Origin of the sequence: Hydrogenophaga sp. ZJX-1 (assembly GCF_048590325.1) — a bacterium.
Taxonomy (GTDB): Bacteria; Pseudomonadota; Gammaproteobacteria; order Burkholderiales; family Burkholderiaceae_C; genus Hydrogenophaga.
In genome coordinates, this window is record NZ_JBMBRA010000005.1 from 282,689 (window position 1) to 300,589 (window position 17,901).

14 protein-coding genes are annotated in these 17,901 nt (G+C 66.9%); 3 read left to right on the plus strand and 11 right to left on the minus strand.

Annotated features, from left to right (window positions below; genetic code table 11):
* Positions 1–104: 104 nt before the first annotated feature.
* From ACN5W5_RS16370 to ACN5W5_RS16405, 8 genes are all read right to left on the minus strand, one after another.
* Positions 105–1,586, minus strand: a complete 1,482-nt coding sequence (locus tag ACN5W5_RS16370) for an aldehyde dehydrogenase (protein WP_420049552.1) — start codon at positions 1,584–1,586, stop codon at positions 105–107.
* Positions 1,587–1,752: 166 nt separating this feature from the next.
* A complete protein-coding gene (locus ACN5W5_RS16375; protein WP_290966090.1) occupies positions 1,753–2,616 on the minus strand; it encodes an ABC transporter permease in 864 nt (287 codons plus the stop codon).
* Position 2,617: 1 nt separating this feature from the next.
* Positions 2,618–3,523 carry an ABC transporter permease gene (locus ACN5W5_RS16380; RefSeq protein WP_420049553.1) on the minus strand — a complete coding sequence of 302 codons (906 nt, stop codon included), beginning with the start codon at positions 3,521–3,523 and terminating at the stop codon, positions 2,618–2,620.
* A 138-nt stretch (positions 3,524–3,661) separates the two neighbouring features.
* On the minus strand, positions 3,662–4,765 hold the full coding sequence (locus ACN5W5_RS16385) for an ABC transporter ATP-binding protein (RefSeq protein WP_420049554.1): 1,104 nt from the start codon (positions 4,763–4,765) through the stop codon (positions 3,662–3,664).
* A gap of 117 nt (positions 4,766–4,882) precedes the next feature.
* The gene (locus tag ACN5W5_RS16390) at positions 4,883–6,061 is read right to left on the minus strand and encodes an extracellular solute-binding protein (protein WP_420049555.1); all 1,179 of its coding nucleotides are present in this window, start codon (positions 6,059–6,061) and stop codon (positions 4,883–4,885) included.
* A gap of 198 nt (positions 6,062–6,259) precedes the next feature.
* Positions 6,260–7,699 carry an aspartate aminotransferase family protein gene (locus ACN5W5_RS16395; protein ID WP_420049556.1) on the minus strand — a complete coding sequence of 480 codons (1,440 nt, stop codon included), beginning with the start codon at positions 7,697–7,699 and terminating at the stop codon, positions 6,260–6,262.
* Positions 7,700–7,721: 22 nt separating this feature from the next.
* The gene (locus ACN5W5_RS16400; protein ID WP_420049557.1) at positions 7,722–9,092 is read right to left on the minus strand and encodes a glutamine synthetase family protein; all 1,371 of its coding nucleotides are present in this window, start codon (positions 9,090–9,092) and stop codon (positions 7,722–7,724) included.
* Positions 9,093–9,146: 54 nt separating this feature from the next.
* On the minus strand, positions 9,147–9,959 hold the full coding sequence (locus tag ACN5W5_RS16405) for a gamma-glutamyl-gamma-aminobutyrate hydrolase family protein (protein WP_420049558.1): 813 nt from the start codon (positions 9,957–9,959) through the stop codon (positions 9,147–9,149).
* 223 nt (positions 9,960–10,182) lie between these two features.
* Here ACN5W5_RS16405 and ACN5W5_RS16410 point away from each other — a divergent pair, with 223 nt between their 5' ends.
* The gene (locus ACN5W5_RS16410; RefSeq protein ID WP_420049559.1) at positions 10,183–11,673 is read left to right on the plus strand and encodes a PLP-dependent aminotransferase family protein; all 1,491 of its coding nucleotides are present in this window, start codon (positions 10,183–10,185) and stop codon (positions 11,671–11,673) included.
* A 15-nt stretch (positions 11,674–11,688) separates the two neighbouring features.
* On the opposite strand, the gene ACN5W5_RS16415 is transcribed toward ACN5W5_RS16410, so the two are convergent.
* Both ACN5W5_RS16415 and ACN5W5_RS16420 read right to left on the minus strand, forming a co-directional pair.
* Entirely contained in the window at positions 11,689–13,101 is a 1,413-nt protein-coding gene (locus ACN5W5_RS16415) for a sigma-54-dependent transcriptional regulator (RefSeq protein ID WP_420049560.1), read from the minus strand.
* Between the two features lie 17 nt (positions 13,102–13,118).
* Positions 13,119–14,528, minus strand: a complete 1,410-nt coding sequence (locus ACN5W5_RS16420) for a sensor histidine kinase (RefSeq protein ID WP_420049561.1) — start codon at positions 14,526–14,528, stop codon at positions 13,119–13,121.
* 301 nt (positions 14,529–14,829) lie between these two features.
* Between ACN5W5_RS16420 and ACN5W5_RS16425 the strand changes: the two genes are divergently transcribed.
* Complete coding sequence (locus ACN5W5_RS16425) at positions 14,830–15,057, plus strand: hypothetical protein (protein ID WP_420049562.1); 228 nt, start codon at positions 14,830–14,832, stop codon at positions 15,055–15,057.
* Positions 15,058–15,146: 89 nt separating this feature from the next.
* Positions 15,147–16,568 (plus strand): beta/gamma crystallin-related protein, encoded by a 1,422-nt coding sequence (locus tag ACN5W5_RS16430; RefSeq protein ID WP_420049563.1) that lies wholly within the window; start codon positions 15,147–15,149, stop codon positions 16,566–16,568.
* A 21-nt stretch (positions 16,569–16,589) separates the two neighbouring features.
* Here ACN5W5_RS16430 and ACN5W5_RS16435 read toward each other — a convergent pair whose 3' ends face one another.
* A complete protein-coding gene (locus ACN5W5_RS16435; RefSeq protein WP_420049564.1) occupies positions 16,590–17,900 on the minus strand; it encodes an NAD(P)/FAD-dependent oxidoreductase in 1,311 nt (436 codons plus the stop codon).
* Position 17,901 lies beyond the last annotated feature (1 nt).

Consider the following 17,901-nt stretch of genomic DNA (forward strand, 5'->3'; position numbering starts at 1 on the left):
AGAGGCGCGAGGTGTCTAATGCCAGGGCACCGCGGAACGGGCTTTGCCCGGCCGCCAGTGCCGCCCCTCCGGGGGGTGACGCGAAGCGGCGCGGGGGGCGCCGGTCACACCGGCGAATCAATCCTGATCCACGTTGTCTTGGTCTCGGTGTACTTGTCAAACGCGTGCAGCGACTTGTCGCGCCCCACGCCGCTCTGCTTGAAGCCACCGAAGGGCACGGTGATGTCGTCTTCGTCGTACTGGTTCACGTGCACCGTGCCGGCGCGCAGCGCGCGCGCCACGCCGTGCGCCTTGTTGATGTCGCGCGTCCACACGCCCGCCTGCAGGCCGTAGACGCTGTTGTTCGCCTGCTTCACCACATCGGCCGCGTCGGTGAAGCTCTGCACCGCGAGCACCGGACCAAAAATCTCTTCGCGCGCGATCGTCATCTCGGGTTTCACACCATCAAAGATGGTCGGCTGCACATAACAGCCACCCACCACCGGCGACGCCAGCGCGCCGCCCGCGATCAGGTTCGCGCCCTCGCTCTGGCCCAGACCGATGTAGCGCATCACGTTGTCCAGCTGCACCTGATCGACGATGGCGCCCATCACCGTACCCTTGTCCAGCGGGTTGCCCGGCTGGTAGCTCGGCACCAGCTTCAAGGCCTTCTCCAGGAACGCGTCCTTGATGGACGCTTCCACGAACAGGCGCGAAGGCGCGTTGCAACTCTCGCCCTGGTTGAAGAAGATGCTGCCCACGGCAGCTTCCACGGCGCGGTCCAGGTCCGGGCAGTCGGCGAACACGATGTTGGGCGATTTACCACCCAGTTCGGTCCACGCGCGTTTCAGGTTGCTCTGCCCGGCCATCACGTGGATCTGCTTGCCCACGCGCGTGCTGCCGGTGAAGGCGATGCAGTCCACGTCCATGTGCAGCGCCAGCGGCGAGCCGGCTTCGGTGCCGAAACCCGGCACCACGTTGAACACGCCGGGCGGAATACCGGCGGCCAGCGCCAGCTCGGCCAGGCGCAGCGCGGTGAGGGGACTCTTCTCCGACGGCTTCAAGACCACCGAGTTGCCTGCGGCCAGGGCCGGCGCGATCTTCCAGGCCGCCATGATCATGGGGTAGTTCCAGGGCACGATGATGCCCACCACGCCCACCGGCTCGCGCGTGATCAACGCCAGCGAGTTGCTCGGCGTGGGCGCGATCTCGTCGTAGACCTTGTCCACCGCCTCGCCGTACCAGCGGATGCAGTTGGCCGCGCTGTTCACGTCAACCGCCCGCGCGTATTTCACCGGCTTGCCCATGTCCAGCGTTTCGGTCAGCGCCAGCTCGTCGGCGTGCGCCAGCAGCTGGTCGGCGAACTTGATCATCACGCGCTTGCGCTGCGCCGGCGCCATGCCGCTCCAGCGCCGGTCCTCGAACGCCGCGCGGCCCGCGGCCACCGCCGCGTCGATGTCGGCCTGACCCCCGCGCGCCACCTGCGTGAGCACGCGGCCGTCCACCGGCGAGATGCAGTCAAAGGTCTGGCCGTCGCGCGCGGCCACGCGGTCGCCGTTGATGACGGCGCGGCCGTCAAACTTCAGGGGGGTGGAGGTGTCGGTCATGGGCAATATCCAGCGGATCGGAAAGTGGGCATTGGCACCATGCTACGCCGGGAAAGACCTTGTTGCCCCATCCACTTTCCCGACGGCGCAAGCATCCAGTGCCCCCGAAAAGCCAGCGGCCCCGGCATCCAAGGACACCGGGGCCGCCGCGGAGACCGGAACGGGATCAGTTCGTCGTCGCCAACGCCGTCAGTTCTGCCCGCGTGGCCGCCGCGATCTCGCGCTCGCGCTTGCGCGTCTGCCGCGCGACCCACACCGAGTAGCTGATGATCACGATCGTCACCGTGGTGATCAGCAGCGTGGCGGCGGCGTAAATGGTCGGGTTGATGCCACGTCGCGCGTAGCCGAAGATCACCTGCGGCAGCGTGGACACACCCGGGCCGGAGAGGAATTCGGAGATCACCACGTCGTCGAACGACAGCGTGAACGACAGCAGAAAGGCGGCCAGGATGCCCTGGAAGATGTTGGGCAACGTGATCAGGAAGAACACCTGGAACGGCCGCGCACCGAGGTCCATGGCGGCTTCTTCGATGCTGCGGTTCATCTCCATCAGCCGGCTCTGGATCACCACCATGCCGTAGGCCATGCCCAGCAGGGTGTGGCCGAAGATGATGGTCAGCATGCCGCGTTCGGGCCAGCCAAAGGCGTTCTGCGCGCCCACCATCAGCAGCAGCAGCGACAGACCGATCACCACCTCGGGCATCACCAGCGGCGCGTTCACCATGCCCGAGAACACCGTGCGGCCCAGGAAGCGGCGGTAGCGCACCAGCACGAAGGCGGCGAAGGTGCCGAGGATGGCCGAGAGCACACCCGTGACCGCCGCCACCTTCACCGACAGCCAGAAGCCTTCGACGATCTTGGTGTCCCTGGTCAGCGCTTCGTACCAGCGCAGCGAGAAGCCGGTGAAGTTCGCGTCCTGCCGTGTGCTGTTGAAGCTGAACACGATCATGAAGAACAGCGGCACGTAGAGGAACAGGTAGACCAGGGCCAGCCAGGCCTTGCCGAAGTGTTTTTCGAGGAGCTGTTTCATGTCATTTCTCCTCTGCCGTGAAGTGGTAGTAGATCGCGAGCGGCACGATGATCAACAGGATCATCACCACCGCCAGCGCCGAGGCGCGTGGCCAGTTGTTGCTGGTGAACATCTCGTCCCAGACCACGCGGCCGATCATGATGTTCTCCGGCCCGCCCAGCAGGGATGGGATCACGAACTCGCCCACGGCGGGGATGAACACCAGCATGAAACCCGCGACGATACCGGCCTTGGACAGCGGCACGGTCACCAGCCAGAAGGCCTTGAAGGGCGAGGCGCCCAGGTCGTAGGCGGCTTCCAGCAGGCGGAAGTCCATCTTCACGAGGTTGGCGTACAGCGGCAGCACCATGAACGGCAAATACACATAAGTCATGCCGACCAGCATGGACACGTTGGTGTAGAGCATCTGGATCGGCTCGTCGATGATCCCGACCGCCATCAGCAACTGGTTGATGACACCCTGATCGGCCAGGATGCCCTTCCACGCATAGACGCGCAGCAGGAACGAGGTCCAGAACGGCAGCATCACCATCATCAGCAGCGCGGGCCTCACGCTGGGTGCCGAGCGCGCGATGAAGTAGGCGAAGGGGTAGCCGATCAGCAGGCACAGCACGGCGGTGCACAGCGCGTACCAGATCGATCGCAGGTAAGCCTCGATGTAGATGGTCTGGAACAGCCCGCCGCCCTCCACGTCGCGGAAGATGGTCCAGTAGTTCTCGTACTTCAGGCTCAGGATGCCGGTCACCGGATCCCAGATCGGCTTGAACGGGTTGATGCTCTCGCCCTGGTCCACGAAGCTGATGTACAGCAGGATCAGGAAGGGCAGCAGGAAAAAGACAAACAGCCAGACGTACGGCACGCCGATGACGAAGCGCTTGCCGGGCATGGGGAGCGAAGAAGTGGCCATCCAGAACCTCCAGAAACGTACAACCTAAGAGCGCAGCAACCTCGACCAAGGATGCGGTGGAACCGGCTTCGCCGGGCCACTCGCATCGCCCCCCTCCGGGGGGTGACGCGAAGCGGCGCGGGGGGAGACTGACAGGTGTCAGTCCCTGAGAACCACCGCGGCCTTGTCGTCCCACCAGAAATACACCTCGTCTTCCCAGGTGATGTCGGTCAGGTCCTGGCGCGTGGTGTTCGCCTCGGTGACCCGCACCTTGGAGCCATCACCGGCCTGCAGGATGTAGGTGGTGTACGAGCCCAGGTAACCGATCTCCTTGACCTTGCCCTGGAACAGGTTGAAGCCCACGCCCTCGGGCCGGGTCTTGCTGATCTCGATCTTCTCGGGCCGCACGGCGATGGATACCGGCATGTTCAGCGTGCCGCTCACGCCGTGCCCCACATGGACTTCGCCGATGGCGGTGGTGGCGGCGCAGCGGTCGGGCTCGTCCACCGTGAGCTTGCCGGCGAACAGGTTCACGTTGCCGATAAAGTCGGCCACGAACTTGTTGCGCGGGTGTTCGTAGATCTCCTCGGGCGTGCCCACCTGCAGCACGCGGCCCTTGCTCATGATGGCGATGCGGCTGGCCATGGTCATGGCCTCTTCCTGGTCGTGCGTCACCATCACCACGGTCACGCCCACCTTTTCAATGATGTTCACCAGCTCGAACTGCGTCTGTTCGCGCAGCTTCTTGTCCAGCGCGCCCAGCGGTTCGTCCAGCAGCAGCAGCTTGGGCTTCTTGGCCAAGCTGCGCGCCAGCGCCACGCGCTGCTGCTGACCGCCCGAGAGCTGGTGCGGCTTGCGCTGGGCATAGGGCGTGAGCTGCACCAGGCCCAGCATCTCGTCGGTGCGCTGCTGCACCTCGGCCTTGGGCAGGCCTTCGCGCTTGAGACCGAAGGCCACGTTTTCCCAGATGTTCAGGTGCGGGAACAGCGCGTAGCTCTGGAACATCATGTTCACCGGCCGGTCGTAGGGCGGCATGTTGGCCACGTCCTGACCACCCAGCATGATGCGGCCCGAGGTCGGTTTCTCGAAGCCGGCCAGCATGCGCAACAGCGTGGATTTGCCGCAGCCCGAACTGCCGAGCAGGGCAAAGATCTCGCCCTTGCCGATGGAGAGCGACACCTCGTCCACTGCCACCGCCTCGTCGAAGCGCTTGACCAGTTTTTCTGTGACCAGATAACCCGCCTGTGTGCCTGCCTCTGCCATGGGTGAACCTCGCTGTGTAGAACGTGATGGAAATCGGATGGCCCAACAAAAAGGGCTGTTCATCCCTGGTGGTTGAACAGCCCTGGAGCCTTGGTGCTCAGGAAAAAGCCGGACGGCTTATTTGCCTTTCTTGAAGGCGTTGTAGGTGTTGCCCATGGCTTCGCGCGCCTCGTTGGTGAAGCTGCTCGGCGGGATCATCTTGGCGAAGTAATCGGCTTCGACAAAGATGGTCTTGTTGCTGGCGATTTCGGGCTTGACCAGGGACACGCCGGCCTTGTTGCCGGTGGGGTAGCCCATCTCGTTCGACATCAGGGCCGCGTTTTCGGGGCGCAGGTAGAAGTCGATGAAGGCCGCCGCGTTGTTCGGGTGCTTGGCGTCCTTGGTCACGGCCATGGTGTCAAAGAAGATCAGCGCGCCGGTGCTGGGCAGCATGGCTTCGATCACGTCCTTGGAACCATTTTCGGTGGCGCGGGCGGCGGCGATGTTCACGTCACCCGACCAGCCAATGGCCACGCAGGCCTTGCCGCCGGCGATGTCGTCGATCATGGTCGAGCTGAACAGGCGCACGTCCTTGCGCACCTTGGCCAGCATCTCGCCCGCGGCCTTGTAGTCGGCCGGATCGTTGGAATAGGCGTCCTTGCCGATGTAGTGCAGCGCCACCGGGATGATCTCGGTCGGCGAGTCCAGGTAGGCGATGCCACAGCTCTTGAGCTTGCTCGTGTACTCGGGCTTGAACACCAGGTCCCAGGCGTTTTCCGGCATGGCCATGCCACCCAGCGCCTTCTCGACCTTGGTCTTGTTGATGCCCACGGTGGTGAAGCCCCAGGCCCAGGGCACCAGGTGCGCGTTGTCCGGATCGGCCTTGGTCAGCGTGGCCATGATGGCCGGGTCCATGTTGGCCAGATTCGGGATCTGGTCCTTCTTCAACGGCTGCAGCAGGCCGCCTTCGATCTGGCCCTTGGCGAACACGGTGCCGGGCACCACGATGTCGTAACCGGTGTTGCCCGCCACCAGCTTGGCGTGCAGCGCTTCGTTGGTCTCGAAGGTGTCGTAGTTGACCTTGATGCCGGACTCTTTTTCGAACGCGGCGATCATGCCCTCGGGCACGTAGTCGGGCCAGTTGTAGATGTTCAGGACTTTTTCATCGTCGTACACCGGGACGGCGGGTGCGGCCGGCGCGGCCGGGGCAGCAGCCACCGGGGCCGCGGGCGCGGCGGCGGGCGCCGGCTCCTCTTTTTTGCCGCAGGCGGCCAGCAGGATCGCCGAGATGGCCAGAGCCAGAACTTGCTTCTTCATGGTGAGGGACACTCCAGATAGGTGGGATGAAACCCGACGGTTGACACAACGGAACCGGCTGGCTTGCACACCCGGGAGCATGCAAGTTACAGACCAACTTTATCCCCGCTTTGGGGCATGGAAACACTGTAACAAAGATTCAGCGGTCACCGAATCGGGGCAACACCGGGCGCCCTTCGGGCCCCATCCACGGGCGGTTCAGGCCAGTTGCCCGGCAGCGCGCAGGTCGTCCAGCGTGGCGTCCAGGCAGCGGCGGATCAGGGCCATCATCTCGTCGATCTGGGCGCGTGTCATCACCAGCGGCGGCGCGATGATCATGCGGTCGCCCACGGCGCGCATGATCAGCCCGTTTTTGAAACAGTGGCCGCGGCAGATCATGCCCACGCCGAGGTCCGCGTCGAACATCTGCCGGGTCGTCTTGTTTTTCACCAGCACCAGACCGGCCACGAAGCCGCAGGTCTCGGCGTCGCCCACCAGCGGATGCGCGTTGAGTTCGGCAAAGCGCTGGGCCAGGTAGGGACCGACGTCGTCCTTCACCCGGCCCACCAGGTTCTCGCGCTCCATCAGCTCCAGGTTGGCCAGCGCCACCGCGCAGGCCACCGGGTGGCCGCTGTAGGTGTAGCCGTGGTTGAACTCGCCGCCCTGCTCGATCAGCACCTTGGCCACGCGGTCGCCCACCATCACACCGCCGAGCGGGATGTAGCCACTCGTCACGCCTTTGGCAAAAGTGACCAGGTCGGGCCGGTAGCCGAACTTCTCATAAGCGAACCAGTGGCCCAGGCGGCCAAAGGCGCAGATCACCTCGTCGGAAATCAGCAGGATGCCGTACTGGTCGACGATGCGCTGGATCTCGGGCCAGTAGGTCTCGGGCGGAATGATCACCCCGCCCGCGCCCTGCACCGGCTCGGCGATGAAGGCGGCCACCTTGTCTGCGCCCACTTCCAGAATCTTCGCTTCCAGCCAGCCCGCGGCGCGGCGGCCGAAGTCGGCCTTGCTCTCACCGGGCAACGCGTTTTCCCAATGGTGCGGCTGCTCGATGTGGGTGATGTTCGGGATCGGCAGGTCGCCCTGCGCGTGCATGCCGCTCATGCCACCCAACGAGGCGCCCGCCATGGTGCTGCCGTGGTAGGCGTTGTTGCGGCTGATGATCACCTTGCGCTGCGGCTGACCCAGCAGGTCCCAGTAACGGCGCACCATGCGCACGTTGGTGTCGTTGCTTTCGCTGCCGCTGCTGCTGAAAAAGACATGTTCAAAGCTGCGCCCACCGACCTTGGGCGCCAGCGAGGCGAGCTTGGTCGCCAGCTGCACCGCCGGCACGTTGGTGGTGTTGAAGAAGCTGTTGTAGAACGGCAGCGTCATCATCTGCTGGTAGGCCGCGTCGGCCAGCTCCTTGCGGCCGTAACCTGCGTTCACGCACCACAGGCCGCTCATCGCGTCCAGGATCTTGGCGCCTTCGGAGTCCCACACATAGATGTTGTCCGCGTGCGTGATCACCCGCGCGCCGCGCGAGGCCAGCCCGGCGTGGTCGGTGAAGGGGTGGATGAAGTGCGCACTGTCCAGCGCCTGGATGGCCTGGGTGTCCTGCTGCTCGGCGCGGCGGACCAGAGCGGGCGGGGCGATGAGGGTCGAGGGGTTCATGGTCGGTCCTTGAATGGCGTGTTCAGACGTGGAGGAGTAGATGCTCACGTTCCCAAGGGGATATGACCTTCATGAACTCGTCGAACTCCAGTTCCTTGATCTCGGTGTAGATGGTGATGAATTCCTTGCCCAGCACCTCGTGCAGGTCGGGCTCGCGGCGCAGCCAGTCCAGCGCTTCGCCCAGCGAGCGCGGCAGCGAGTACGGCGCCAGGTAGGCGTCACCCTTCATCTCGGGCTTGGGCTTGATCTTGTTCTTCATGCCCAGGTAACCGCAGGCCAGCGTCATGGCCATCGCCACATAGGGGTTGGCGTCGGCACCGATCACGCGGTTTTCCACCCGGCGCGCGGCCGGGCTGGAGATCGGCGAGCGGATGCCCACCGTTCGGTTGTCGTGGCCCCACTCGATGTTGATCGGCGCGGCCGTGTGGCGCGAGAGGCGGCGGTAGCTGTTGACGTAGGGCGCCACCAGCACCATGGCGGCCGGTATGTAGCGCTGCAGGCCGCCGATGTAGTGGTGGAAGGCATCGGACGCCGTGCCGTCCTCGTTGCTGAAGATGTTCTTGCCGGTGGCCTTGTCCAGGATGCTCTGGTGCACGTGCATGGCGCTGCCGGGCTCGCCGGCGATCGGCTTGGCCATGAAGGTGGCGTACATGTCGTGGCGCAGCGCGGCCTCGCGCACCGTGCGCTTGAAGAAGAACACCTCGTCGGCCAGGCCCAGCGGATGAGCGTGGAAGAAGTTGATCTCCATCTGCCCCGCGCCCACCTCGTGGATCAGCGTGTCCACGTTGAGCTCCATCTTGTCGCAGTAGTCGTAGATCTCCTCGAACAGCGGATCGAACTCGTTCACCGCGTCGATGCTGTAGGCCTGGCGCGAAGTCTCGGCGCGGCCGCTGCGGCCGATCGGCGGCTTGAGCAGGGTGTTCGGATCGGTGTTGCGCGCGGTCAGGTAGAACTCCAGCTCGGGCGCCACCACCGGCTCCCAGCCCTCGGTGGCATAGAGGTCGCAGATGCGGCGCAGCACGCTGCGCGGCGCAAACGGCACCAGCTTGCCTTCGTGGTCAAAGCAGTCGTGGATCACCTGCGCGGTCGGGTCGGTGGCCCAGGGCACGATGCGCACGGTAGAAGGATCCGGGCGCAGCTGCATGTCCTTGTCGGTCGGGTCCACCACGTCGTAGTACGGACCGCTCTCGGGGAACTCGCCCGTCACCCCCATGCCCACGATGGCCTGGGGCAGGCGCATGCCACGGTCTTCGGTGAACTTGCCGCGCGGCAGGATCTTGCCGCGCGCCACCCCGGTCAGGTCGGGCACCAGGCATTCCACCTCGGTGACGCGGCGCTCGTTGAGCCAGTTCTCCAGGTCGTTGAAAGTGATCACGGTTTTGGGGGCTGTCATGTGCCGGTTCCTTGTCTGTCGTTGTGTGCGGTGCTGCCGGGTTGGGAAAAACGCTCAGGCGCCGAGGGTGACGCGGCTGCGGTTCAGGTCCGCGGCCTGCATGCGCAAGCTCATGCGCTGGCGGCAGGCCTTGCCGAAGGCCTCGAAGATCGCGGCGTAGAACGGCGTTTCCCAGCATCGCCATTCGGGGTGGAACTGCACAGCGTAGGCGAAGGTGTGGGCGCCCTTGACGCCGAACGCCTCCACCAGACCATCGGGTGCATGACCCAGTGCCTCCAGCCCGGGCGCGAGCTGACTGATGCCCTGGCCGTGCAGCGAATTCACCATCGTCTCGGCGCCACCAGCCCAGGCCTCGAACACACTGCCCGGCGCCAGCCGGATCGGGTGGCTGGGCGCGTACTGTTCTTCAAAAGGGGCGGCCTTGGGTTCACGGTGGTCCGCCAGGCCCGGCACTTCGTGCACCCGCTGGTGCAGCCGGCCACCCAGCGCCACATTGATCTCCTGGAAACCCCGGCACACGCCCAGCAGCGGCACGCCTTCGTGCACGCAGGCCTTCACCAGCGCCAGCGTCAGCAAGTCGCGCGCGGGGTCCAGCGGCAGGCTGGGGTCGGCCACGTCTTCATCAAAATGCGAGGGGTGCACATTGGAGGGCGATCCGGTCAGCATCACGCCATCCACCATCGCCAGCAGGTCGCTGATGTCGCCCGTCTCGGCCAGCGGGAACATCACCGGCTGGGCCTGGGCTCCCACCTTGACGGCGCGCGCGTATTTGTCACCCAGCAGCAAAAACGGCATCAGATGCCCGTGATCGCCCATGAGGCGGTGGTCGGCTGGCAGCCAAACCATGCAGGGCGGCAGCTTGTTCATGGAATCTCCAAATACGTCACTTGATTCTGATGCTCAAATTGGATCACAATCAGAGCCAGTTGATGCCACCTTATGGTGCCATTTCGCGAATACCCTCCTGTGCCGCTGACGCGGCTTCCCCCTGAGGGGGTCCGCACGGGTGGCCCGGCAAAGCCGGTTCCACGTTGCTTCAGGGTGAGGCACTCCGCTCCGAACAGTCCATTGAACATTTTTTCCAACACCCATGCTGTCCGAGTTTTTGCTGAGCGAGATGAACCGACTGGGCAGCCAGGACGTCCTGCCCCTGCACCGCCAACTGTACGAGGCCCTGCGCCGCGCCATGCTCGACGGCAAGCTCGGTGCGGGTGAGCGCCTGTCCTCCAGCCGCGACCTGGCGCAGGACCTGGGCCTGTCGCGCAACACCGTGGTCGCGGCGATCAACCAGCTCAGCGTTGAAGGCTATCTGGTCAGCCGGGTGGGCAGCGGGACCTTTGTCAACGACAACGTGCCGCGGGTCAACCCGGCCTCTGCCGCCCGGCCCCACCAGCGCGGCGCCCCGACGGTAGCGCCCTCGCGCCTGTCGGCCCGCGGTCTGGCGTTATCCACCACGTTCTGCGCCACGCAGCTCGAAGTCCAGCCCTTCACGCCCGGCATCGCCGACTTCAGCGCCTTCCCGCTCACGCTCTGGCAGCGCCTGCAAAACAAACACTGGCGCATGACCTACCCGGACATGCTGGACTACAACGACTCCGGCGGCTACGCCCCGCTGCGCCGCGCCATCGCCGACTACCTGCGCGTGTTCCGCAGCGTGCAGCTGGATGCGGACCAGGTCATCGTCACCACCGGCACCCAGCAGTCGCTCGAACTCTGCGCCCGGCTGCTGGCCGACCACGGCGACACCGTGTGGGTCGAAGACCCGGCCTACTGGGGTGCCGTCAAGGCCTTCATGGCCACCGGCCTGGCGATCCACCCGGTGCCGGTGGACGACGAAGGCATCTGCCCCAGCGCCGCCGACAACGCCCAGCCGCCACGCCTGATCTACGTCACGCCCTCGCACCAGTACCCCACCGGCGCGGTGATGTCGCTGCCGCGGCGCCACCAGTTGCTCTCCACCGCGCGCGCACACGGCGCCTGGGTGCTCGAAGACGACTACGACAGCGAATACCGTTTCAGCGGCCCGCCCATTTCCAGCCTCGAAGGCCTGGACACCGATGGCCGCGTGCTCTACATGGGCACCTTCTCCAAGGTGCTCTACCCCGGCATCAAGCTGGGCTACCTGGTCGTGCCCAAGCCGCTCGTCGCCGCTTTCAAGCAGGCGCATTACGACCTCAACCGCCCCGGCCAGATGCCCATGCAGGCTGCGCTCGCCGAGTTCATCGAGATGGGCCACTTCAGCAGCGCGCTGCGCCGCGCCCGCCAGAGCTACGGCGAGCGCCGGCAGGCCTTGCTGGAAGCGCTCAAGCCGGTGCTCGCGCCCGGCACCGAAGGCCCCGCCATCAGCGGCGCTGAACAGGGCCTGCACCTGTGCCTGCGCCTGCCCGCCGCGGTGGACGACGTCGCGCTGGCCCAGCGCATCGCGCAACAGGGTCTCACGGTGCGCCCGCTCTCGGCCTACTGCCTCGCCCGCAAAGACCTCAGGGGCCTGGTGATCGGCTACGGCTATGCGCCGCTGTCCGACATCAAGCGCTGCGGCCCGGTGCTCAGTGCGGCCGTCCGGAGCCTGAAGAAAACCTGAGGCACCGCTGAGCGCTCAGGCCGCCGGACCGCCTTCGCGGAGATCGAACTTGTCGATCCGGTAGCGCATGGTGTCGCGCGAGATGCCCAGCGCGCGCGCCGCCTGGGTGACGTTCCAGCGGTTGCGCTCCAGCGCGCTGAGCAACAGCCGGCGCTCGGCGTCGGGCAGGCTGGTCGGCAGCGGGTCGGTGTTCAGCGGCGCCACGCCGGCGAACCCCGCCTCCAGCGCCACCGGCAGGGGCAAATCGTCGGCCTCGATCACCGGGTCGCCCGCCAGCATCGCGCACTGCTCCACCGTATTGGCCAGCTCGCGCACATTGCCCGGCCAGTTGTGCGCCTCCATGCGCTGCAGGGCCTCTGCGGAAAACACCAGCGGGCCCTTGCCATAACGGCGCGCCGAACGGGCCAGGAACAGCAGCGCCAGCTGGGTCACGTCGCCTTGGCGCTGGCGCAGGGGCGGCAGGTTGACTTTCAAAGTCCCGAGCCGGAAATACAGGTCGTCGCGAAACCGGCCCTCTTTCACCATGGCCTCCAGTGAGCGGTTGGTTGCCACCAGCACCCGCACGTCCACCGTCCGCGCGCGCACGCTGCCCAGACGTCGCACCTGGTGGTCTTCCAGCAGCTTGAGCAACTTGGCCTGGGTGGCCAGTTCCAGCTCACCCACCTCGTCCAGGAACAGCGTGCCGCCGTGCGCCGCCTCCACCAGGCCGATGCGCCGCTCACGCGCATCGGTGAAAGCCCCGCGTTCGTGACCGAACAGTTCGCTCTCCACCAGCTGGGAGGGCAGACCGGCGCAATTGATTTCGACGAACGGTCCGTTGCGCCGCGGCCCTTCGAAATGCAGCGCGCGCGCCACCAGCTCCTTGCCGGTGCCGGTCTCGCCGCCGATCAGCACCGCCGGGGCGAACCCGTCGGTCATCTGCGCATCGGCCTCCACCAGCTGGCGCAAGCGCCCGCGCAGGCGCTGCATGGGCGCAGAGTCGCCGACCAGCGCCGCGATGCCCTGGCCCTCGGGCAACGCCACCGCACTGCCCGCCCGCAGGTGCCGCAGCTCCTGCGCCTGGCGCTGCTGCTGCACCGCGCGGTCCAGCACCTGCTTGAGCTGGTGCAGCGACACCGGCTTGATCAGGTAGTCGAAAGCGCCGGCCCGCATCGCGTCCACCGCCACCTGCTCGCTGCCGTGCCCGGTGGCCATCACCACCGGCAGGTTCGGCTCACGCTCGCGCATCAGGCGGAGCACGGCCAGCCCCGTCTTGCCCGGCAGGTTGTGGTCCAGCAGGACCACGTCCGGGCGCTCGGCCTCCAGCAGTTCCAGGCCTTCTTCGCCACTGGCCGCGAGCTGGCAGCCGATGCCGTGGCGCTCCAGGTAGGTGTGCATGTTGCGCGCCAGCACGGGCTCGTCTTCCACAATCAGAACGCTGTAGCTCATGGGGTCGGTGTTCCGGTTCAGTTGGGCAGGTCTTGGGTTGCGGGGTGGCTGCGCACCGGCCAGCGGATGCGGGCGCGGGTGCCCTGGCCGGGCCGGCTCTCCAGCGTCAGCGTGCCGCCGAGCCGCTCGATGCTGCGGCGCGCCAGCGGCAGGCCGACACCGAGGCCGCTGCGCTTGGTGGTGTGGAAGGGCGTGAACACACGCTCCAGATCGTCGGCCGGGATGCCCACACCGTTGTCCGCCACCACCAGGTTCAGCACGCCCTTTTCCAGCGCGGCGCTCAGGCGGAGCTCGCCGCCCGCGGGCATGGCATCGAGCGCGTTGCTGACCAGGTTGTCCACCACCTGCTCCAGCGCGGGCGCGTCGGCCCAGACCTGTGGCAGGTCGGGGGCCAGTTCACACGACACGGCGATCCCCTGGCGCCGGGCGCGCGGCGCGTGCGCGGCCAGCACGGCGTCGAGCAGGTCACGCAGACACAAAGGCTGGAGCGCCCGGCCGCCCTGCTGGGCGTAGGCCAGCAGTTTGGCGATCCAGGCCTGCAGCCGATCCACCTCCGACATGATGTCGTTCGCCTCCCGCGGCTGCTCGGGGCCCATGGCGATCAGCTCGGCGCTGGAGCGGATCGACGCCAGCGGGTTGCGCAAGCCGTGCGCCACCGCCGACGCCATGTCGCCCACGGCGGCCAGGGACTCGTTGGTCACGATGGTCCGCTGCTGGGCCGCGATCTGCCGGTCGGCCTGCATCACCATCCAGACCAGCACCAGGTAGGTCAGCAGGCCGCCACCCGCGCAGGCCAGCCACACGTAACGCGTCACCTCGTGCACCGAGTCGATCAGGCGCGTGGGCAGCATGTAGAGCTCGGCCACACCGACCACGCGGTGGGTGGCCGCGTCCCGGACCGGGATGTAGACCTCGATGGCATCGCGCCCGTCGTCGGGCACGAACGCGTGTTCCGGCTTGATGAAGCTGGAAGCCTCCAGCAGCGCGCTCTCCAGCGCCAGCCGTCCGCCCAGTGCTTCGTCCAGTTCGGCGTTGACCCCGGCGTCGCGCCCGATGGCCTCGGGGTTGGTGGACCACACCAGCCGGCGCTGCGCATCAAACACATTGGTGTGCACCAGCCCCGGCATGCGCGCCATCTCGCCAAACAGCTGCTCGAACTGCCGGGCCTCGCCGCCCTGCTGGAACAGGCGGTGGCCGTCCTGCATGCGCACCAGGCTGTCGAGGAACTCCTGCGCCAGCTCGGCGTTGCGCCAGAGCATGCGCTCGGACACATGGCGCGACAGCAGGGTCGCGCTGGTCAAGGCCGAGAGGGCGATGCACACCAGGCTGAGCACGGCAAAACGGCGTGTCCAGGTCAGCGGCGAATGGGCGAAAAAGGCCCGCAGGGAAGCCAGCAGGCGGGCACCAGAGAAGCTTGTTCGGGTCATGGTGGATCCCATTCCATGCTGGGCAGCGTAACGCAAAACCCGCTGGCGGCGGGCGCCTGATCGCCGCTCAGCAGGCCTCAGCGGTGGGTGGGGCAAAACCCCCGGCGACGGGCCCAAACGGGGCATCTGCCCCACCCACCGACCCCCGGTCCCGGTGCTGCGAACGGCGTCGAAACGGTCCGAAAAGCCAACAGATTCAAGGGCCTCATGGGGCACACACCGGGCAGGGAGGGTCGGCTGGCACAGCGATTGCGCAAGCCCATCGCACCACCGGCCCGTCCTTCCAAGCAAATCCCCCTCCATGTCCTGCTCTCTCCATCTGGCGCACTTTCAGGCGGGCCTGAACGCCCGGGTCCCGGCGCTCCGGACCCCGCCCGGGACCGCGCCCGCCGATGGCACGGCCTGCCGGCGCTTCCTGCGCGCCCCCGGCACCCCGGCATCGGCGTTTCCCGGTGTGCCCACGCACCCGCCGGACCTGTACGTCCAGGACATCACCCCACCGTGGTACGGCCTGGGCGGCACGGGATAGGATCTTTCGGCAGCGTGTGCGACAGCGCACAGACCCGATGGAAACCGGGGATCAAACTGACAGGTGACAACCTTTCAGGAGACCCCGACATGACTTCCCTATCAAGAACCCTGCTGGCCGTGGCCGGCATCGCCTTCAGTGCCCAGGTGGCCGCGCAGGCCACCTTCTACGAAAACCCGGACTTTGGCGGCCGGACCGTGCGTGCCAACCAGGAAATCACCCGGTTCGACCGCTACAGCTTCAACGACCGCACCTCGTCCGTGGTGATCGTCGGCAACCGCTGGGAGGTTTGTGAGCACAGCGGTTTCCAGGGTCGCTGTGTGGTGCTGCGTCCGGGGAAATACCCTTCGCTGGCCGACATGGGCCTGAACGACGAGCTCTCCTCGGCGCGCGCCATCGCCCGCAACGCCCGGGTGGACGACGACCGCTACGCGCCGGTTCCGGTCGTGGTCGCGCCCCAGGTCACGTTCTACGAGCGCAAAGGCTTCGACGGCCGCGCCTTCACCACCACCGGGGCCATCCCCAACTTCCGCCGCTACGGCTTCAACGACCGCGCCTCGTCGGCGGTCGTGGTCGGTGAACGCTGGGAGGTCTGCGACGACAACCGCTACCGCGGGCGCTGCGTCGTGCTGCGCCCCGGACGTTACCCGTCGCTGGAAGCGATGGGTCTGGACAACGAGGTCACCTCGGTGCGTACCGTCGCGGGCAACGTGCGCATCCGCCCCGACCGCTATGCACCTCCATTCGGACACGCCCCAGTGGACGGCCAGGTCACCTTCTTCGAACGGGCGGGCTTCCAGGGCCGCTCCTTTACCGCAGAAGAAGCCATCGCCAACCTCAAACGGGCCGGTTTCAACGACCGCGCCACCTCGGCGGTGGTGATCGGTGAGCGCTGGGAGGTCTGCGACGACAAACGGTACCGCGGCCGCTGCGTCGTGCTGCGTCCCGGCCGCTACCCTTCGCTGGAAGCCATGGGCATGAACGACAGCATCTCGTCCGTGCGCACCGTTGAAGGCAACGATCGCATCGACAACCACCGCTACGCGCCGCAACCGGTGGCGGTCTACGACAGCCGCCGCCGCAACAACGAGCGCCTCTTCGAAGCCCCGGTCACGTCCGTGCGGGCCGTGCTCGCCACCTCGGGGCAGCGCTGCTGGGTTGAGCGTGAACAGGTGCAGGGCCAGGGCGGCAACGCCAACGTGCCCGGTGCGCTGGCTGGCGCCCTCATCGGCGGCATCCTGGGCCACCAGGTGGGCGGCGGCAGCGGCAAGGACATCGCCACCGTGGGTGGGGTGATCGCGGGTGCCGCGCTCGGTGCCAACGTCGGTCGTGATGGGCAGGCCGCCACGCAGGACGTGCGGCGCTGCGAAAACACCCCCGGTGGCGCGCAACCCGCGTTCTGGGACGTGTCCTACAACTTCCGCGGCCAGGACCACCGCGTCCAGATGGCCATGGACCCGGGCAACACCATCACGGTGAACGAACGGGGCGAGCCGCGCCAGCAACGGTGATGCTTTGAGGGCCAATGGCCCTCAAAGTGCATCGCGCAAGCGGTACCAGAGCATGCCCAGCGCCAGGCTGGGCGTGCGCAGCAGGGAGCCGCCGGGAAACGGGCGGTGCTGCAGGCGGCTGAAGACATCAAAACGGCCCGCCTGCCCCGCCACCGCCTCGGCCACGAGCTGGCCCGCCAGCCCGGTGAGCGCCACACCGTGGCCGCTGAAGCCCTGCAGGTAATAGAGGTTGTCGCCCAGGCGGCCAAAGTCGGGCGCGCGGTTCATGCTGATGTCCACGAAGCCCCCCCAGACGTATTCGATCGGGACGCCCTTCAAGGCCGGGAACACGGCGCACAGGCGCCGCGCCATCACCCCCTTCAGGTCGTGCGGCGTCATGGTCGTGTAGCTCACGCGCCCGCCAAACAGCAGCCGGTGGTCGGCGCTGAAACGGAAATAGTCGAGCACGAAGTTGTTGTCGCAGACCGCCGCCTTGTGCGCGATCAGGCGCTCGCACAGGGCCGGGTCCAGTGGCGCGGTGCCCACCATGTAGGTGCCCACCGGCATCACGCGCGGCGTGATCTCGGGCGCCACCTGCGGGCCGTATTCGGGCAGCATGCAGTTGCCCGCCAGCACGCCAAAGCGCGCCGTCACCTGCCCGTGCGCGGTCGTGGCCACCAGCGTCTGGCCGCGCCGCAGGCCGGTCACCGGCGTGTTCTCAAACAGGCGCACGCCCGTCGCCTGCGCCACCCGCGCCAGACCGAGCGCGTACTTCAGCGGGTGCAGATGCCCCGAACGCCGTTCGTACGCCGCGGCCACATACCGCGGACTGTCGATGAGCCGGCGCACATCGTCGCCCGTCGCCACATCACAGACCACGCCGCGCCGCCGCAGATCGTCCACCTCGGCCTGCAGCGCGCGCGCCTTTCGGGCCGATTCGGCCACATAGGTGTAGCCGCGCTGCCAGTCGCAGTCGATGCCGAGGGCCAGGGTCCGCTGCTCGATCAGGTCCACCGCCTCGACCGACATGTCCCAGGCACATTGCGCATCGGCCTCACCCAGCTGCGCTTCAAACGGTCCCTGCCCGCTGGCATAGCCCACGATGGCCTGACCACCGTTGCGCCCGCTCGCGCCGCTGCCCACGCGGTCGGCTTCCAGCACCACCACGCTCAGGCCCTGCTGCGCCAGCTCCAGCGCCGCGCTCAGGCCCGCAAAGCCCGCGCCCACCACCACCACGTCGGCCTGCACCGCGCCGCGCAGGGGCGCATTCGGCAAGGGCCGGATCACGCTGGCTTCGTAATAGCTCTGCTGGTTGAGCTGGGTGTCGGAGCCCAGCAAGGAGCGCGAGAACATG

Bases quoted from the DNA above. Each gene is read 5' to 3' on its own strand.
- ACN5W5_RS16370 (WP_420049552.1), bottom strand. From the start codon at position 1,586: ATGACCGACACCTCCACCCCCCTGAAGTTTGACGGCCGCGCCGTCATC.
- ACN5W5_RS16375 (WP_290966090.1), bottom strand. From the start codon at position 2,616: ATGAAACAGCTCCTCGAAAAACACTTCGGCAAGGCCTGGCTGGCCCTG.
- ACN5W5_RS16380 (WP_420049553.1), bottom strand. From the start codon at position 3,523: ATGGCCACTTCTTCGCTCCCCATGCCCGGCAAGCGCTTCGTCATCGGC.
- ACN5W5_RS16385 (WP_420049554.1), bottom strand. From the start codon at position 4,765: ATGGCAGAGGCAGGCACACAGGCGGGTTATCTGGTCACAGAAAAACTG.
- ACN5W5_RS16390 (WP_420049555.1), bottom strand. From the start codon at position 6,061: ATGAAGAAGCAAGTTCTGGCTCTGGCCATCTCGGCGATCCTGCTGGCC.
- ACN5W5_RS16395 (WP_420049556.1), bottom strand. From the start codon at position 7,699: ATGAACCCCTCGACCCTCATCGCCCCGCCCGCTCTGGTCCGCCGCGCC.
- ACN5W5_RS16400 (WP_420049557.1), bottom strand. From the start codon at position 9,092: ATGACAGCCCCCAAAACCGTGATCACTTTCAACGACCTGGAGAACTGG.
- ACN5W5_RS16405 (WP_420049558.1), bottom strand. From the start codon at position 9,959: ATGAACAAGCTGCCGCCCTGCATGGTTTGGCTGCCAGCCGACCACCGC.
- ACN5W5_RS16410 (WP_420049559.1), top strand. From the start codon at position 10,183: ATGCTGTCCGAGTTTTTGCTGAGCGAGATGAACCGACTGGGCAGCCAG.
- ACN5W5_RS16415 (WP_420049560.1), bottom strand. From the start codon at position 13,101: ATGAGCTACAGCGTTCTGATTGTGGAAGACGAGCCCGTGCTGGCGCGC.
- ACN5W5_RS16420 (WP_420049561.1), bottom strand. From the start codon at position 14,528: ATGACCCGAACAAGCTTCTCTGGTGCCCGCCTGCTGGCTTCCCTGCGG.
- ACN5W5_RS16425 (WP_420049562.1), top strand. From the start codon at position 14,830: ATGTCCTGCTCTCTCCATCTGGCGCACTTTCAGGCGGGCCTGAACGCC.
- ACN5W5_RS16430 (WP_420049563.1), top strand. From the start codon at position 15,147: ATGACTTCCCTATCAAGAACCCTGCTGGCCGTGGCCGGCATCGCCTTC.
- ACN5W5_RS16435 (WP_420049564.1), bottom strand. From the start codon at position 17,900: ATGTTCTCGCGCTCCTTGCTGGGCTCCGACACCCAGCTCAACCAGCAG.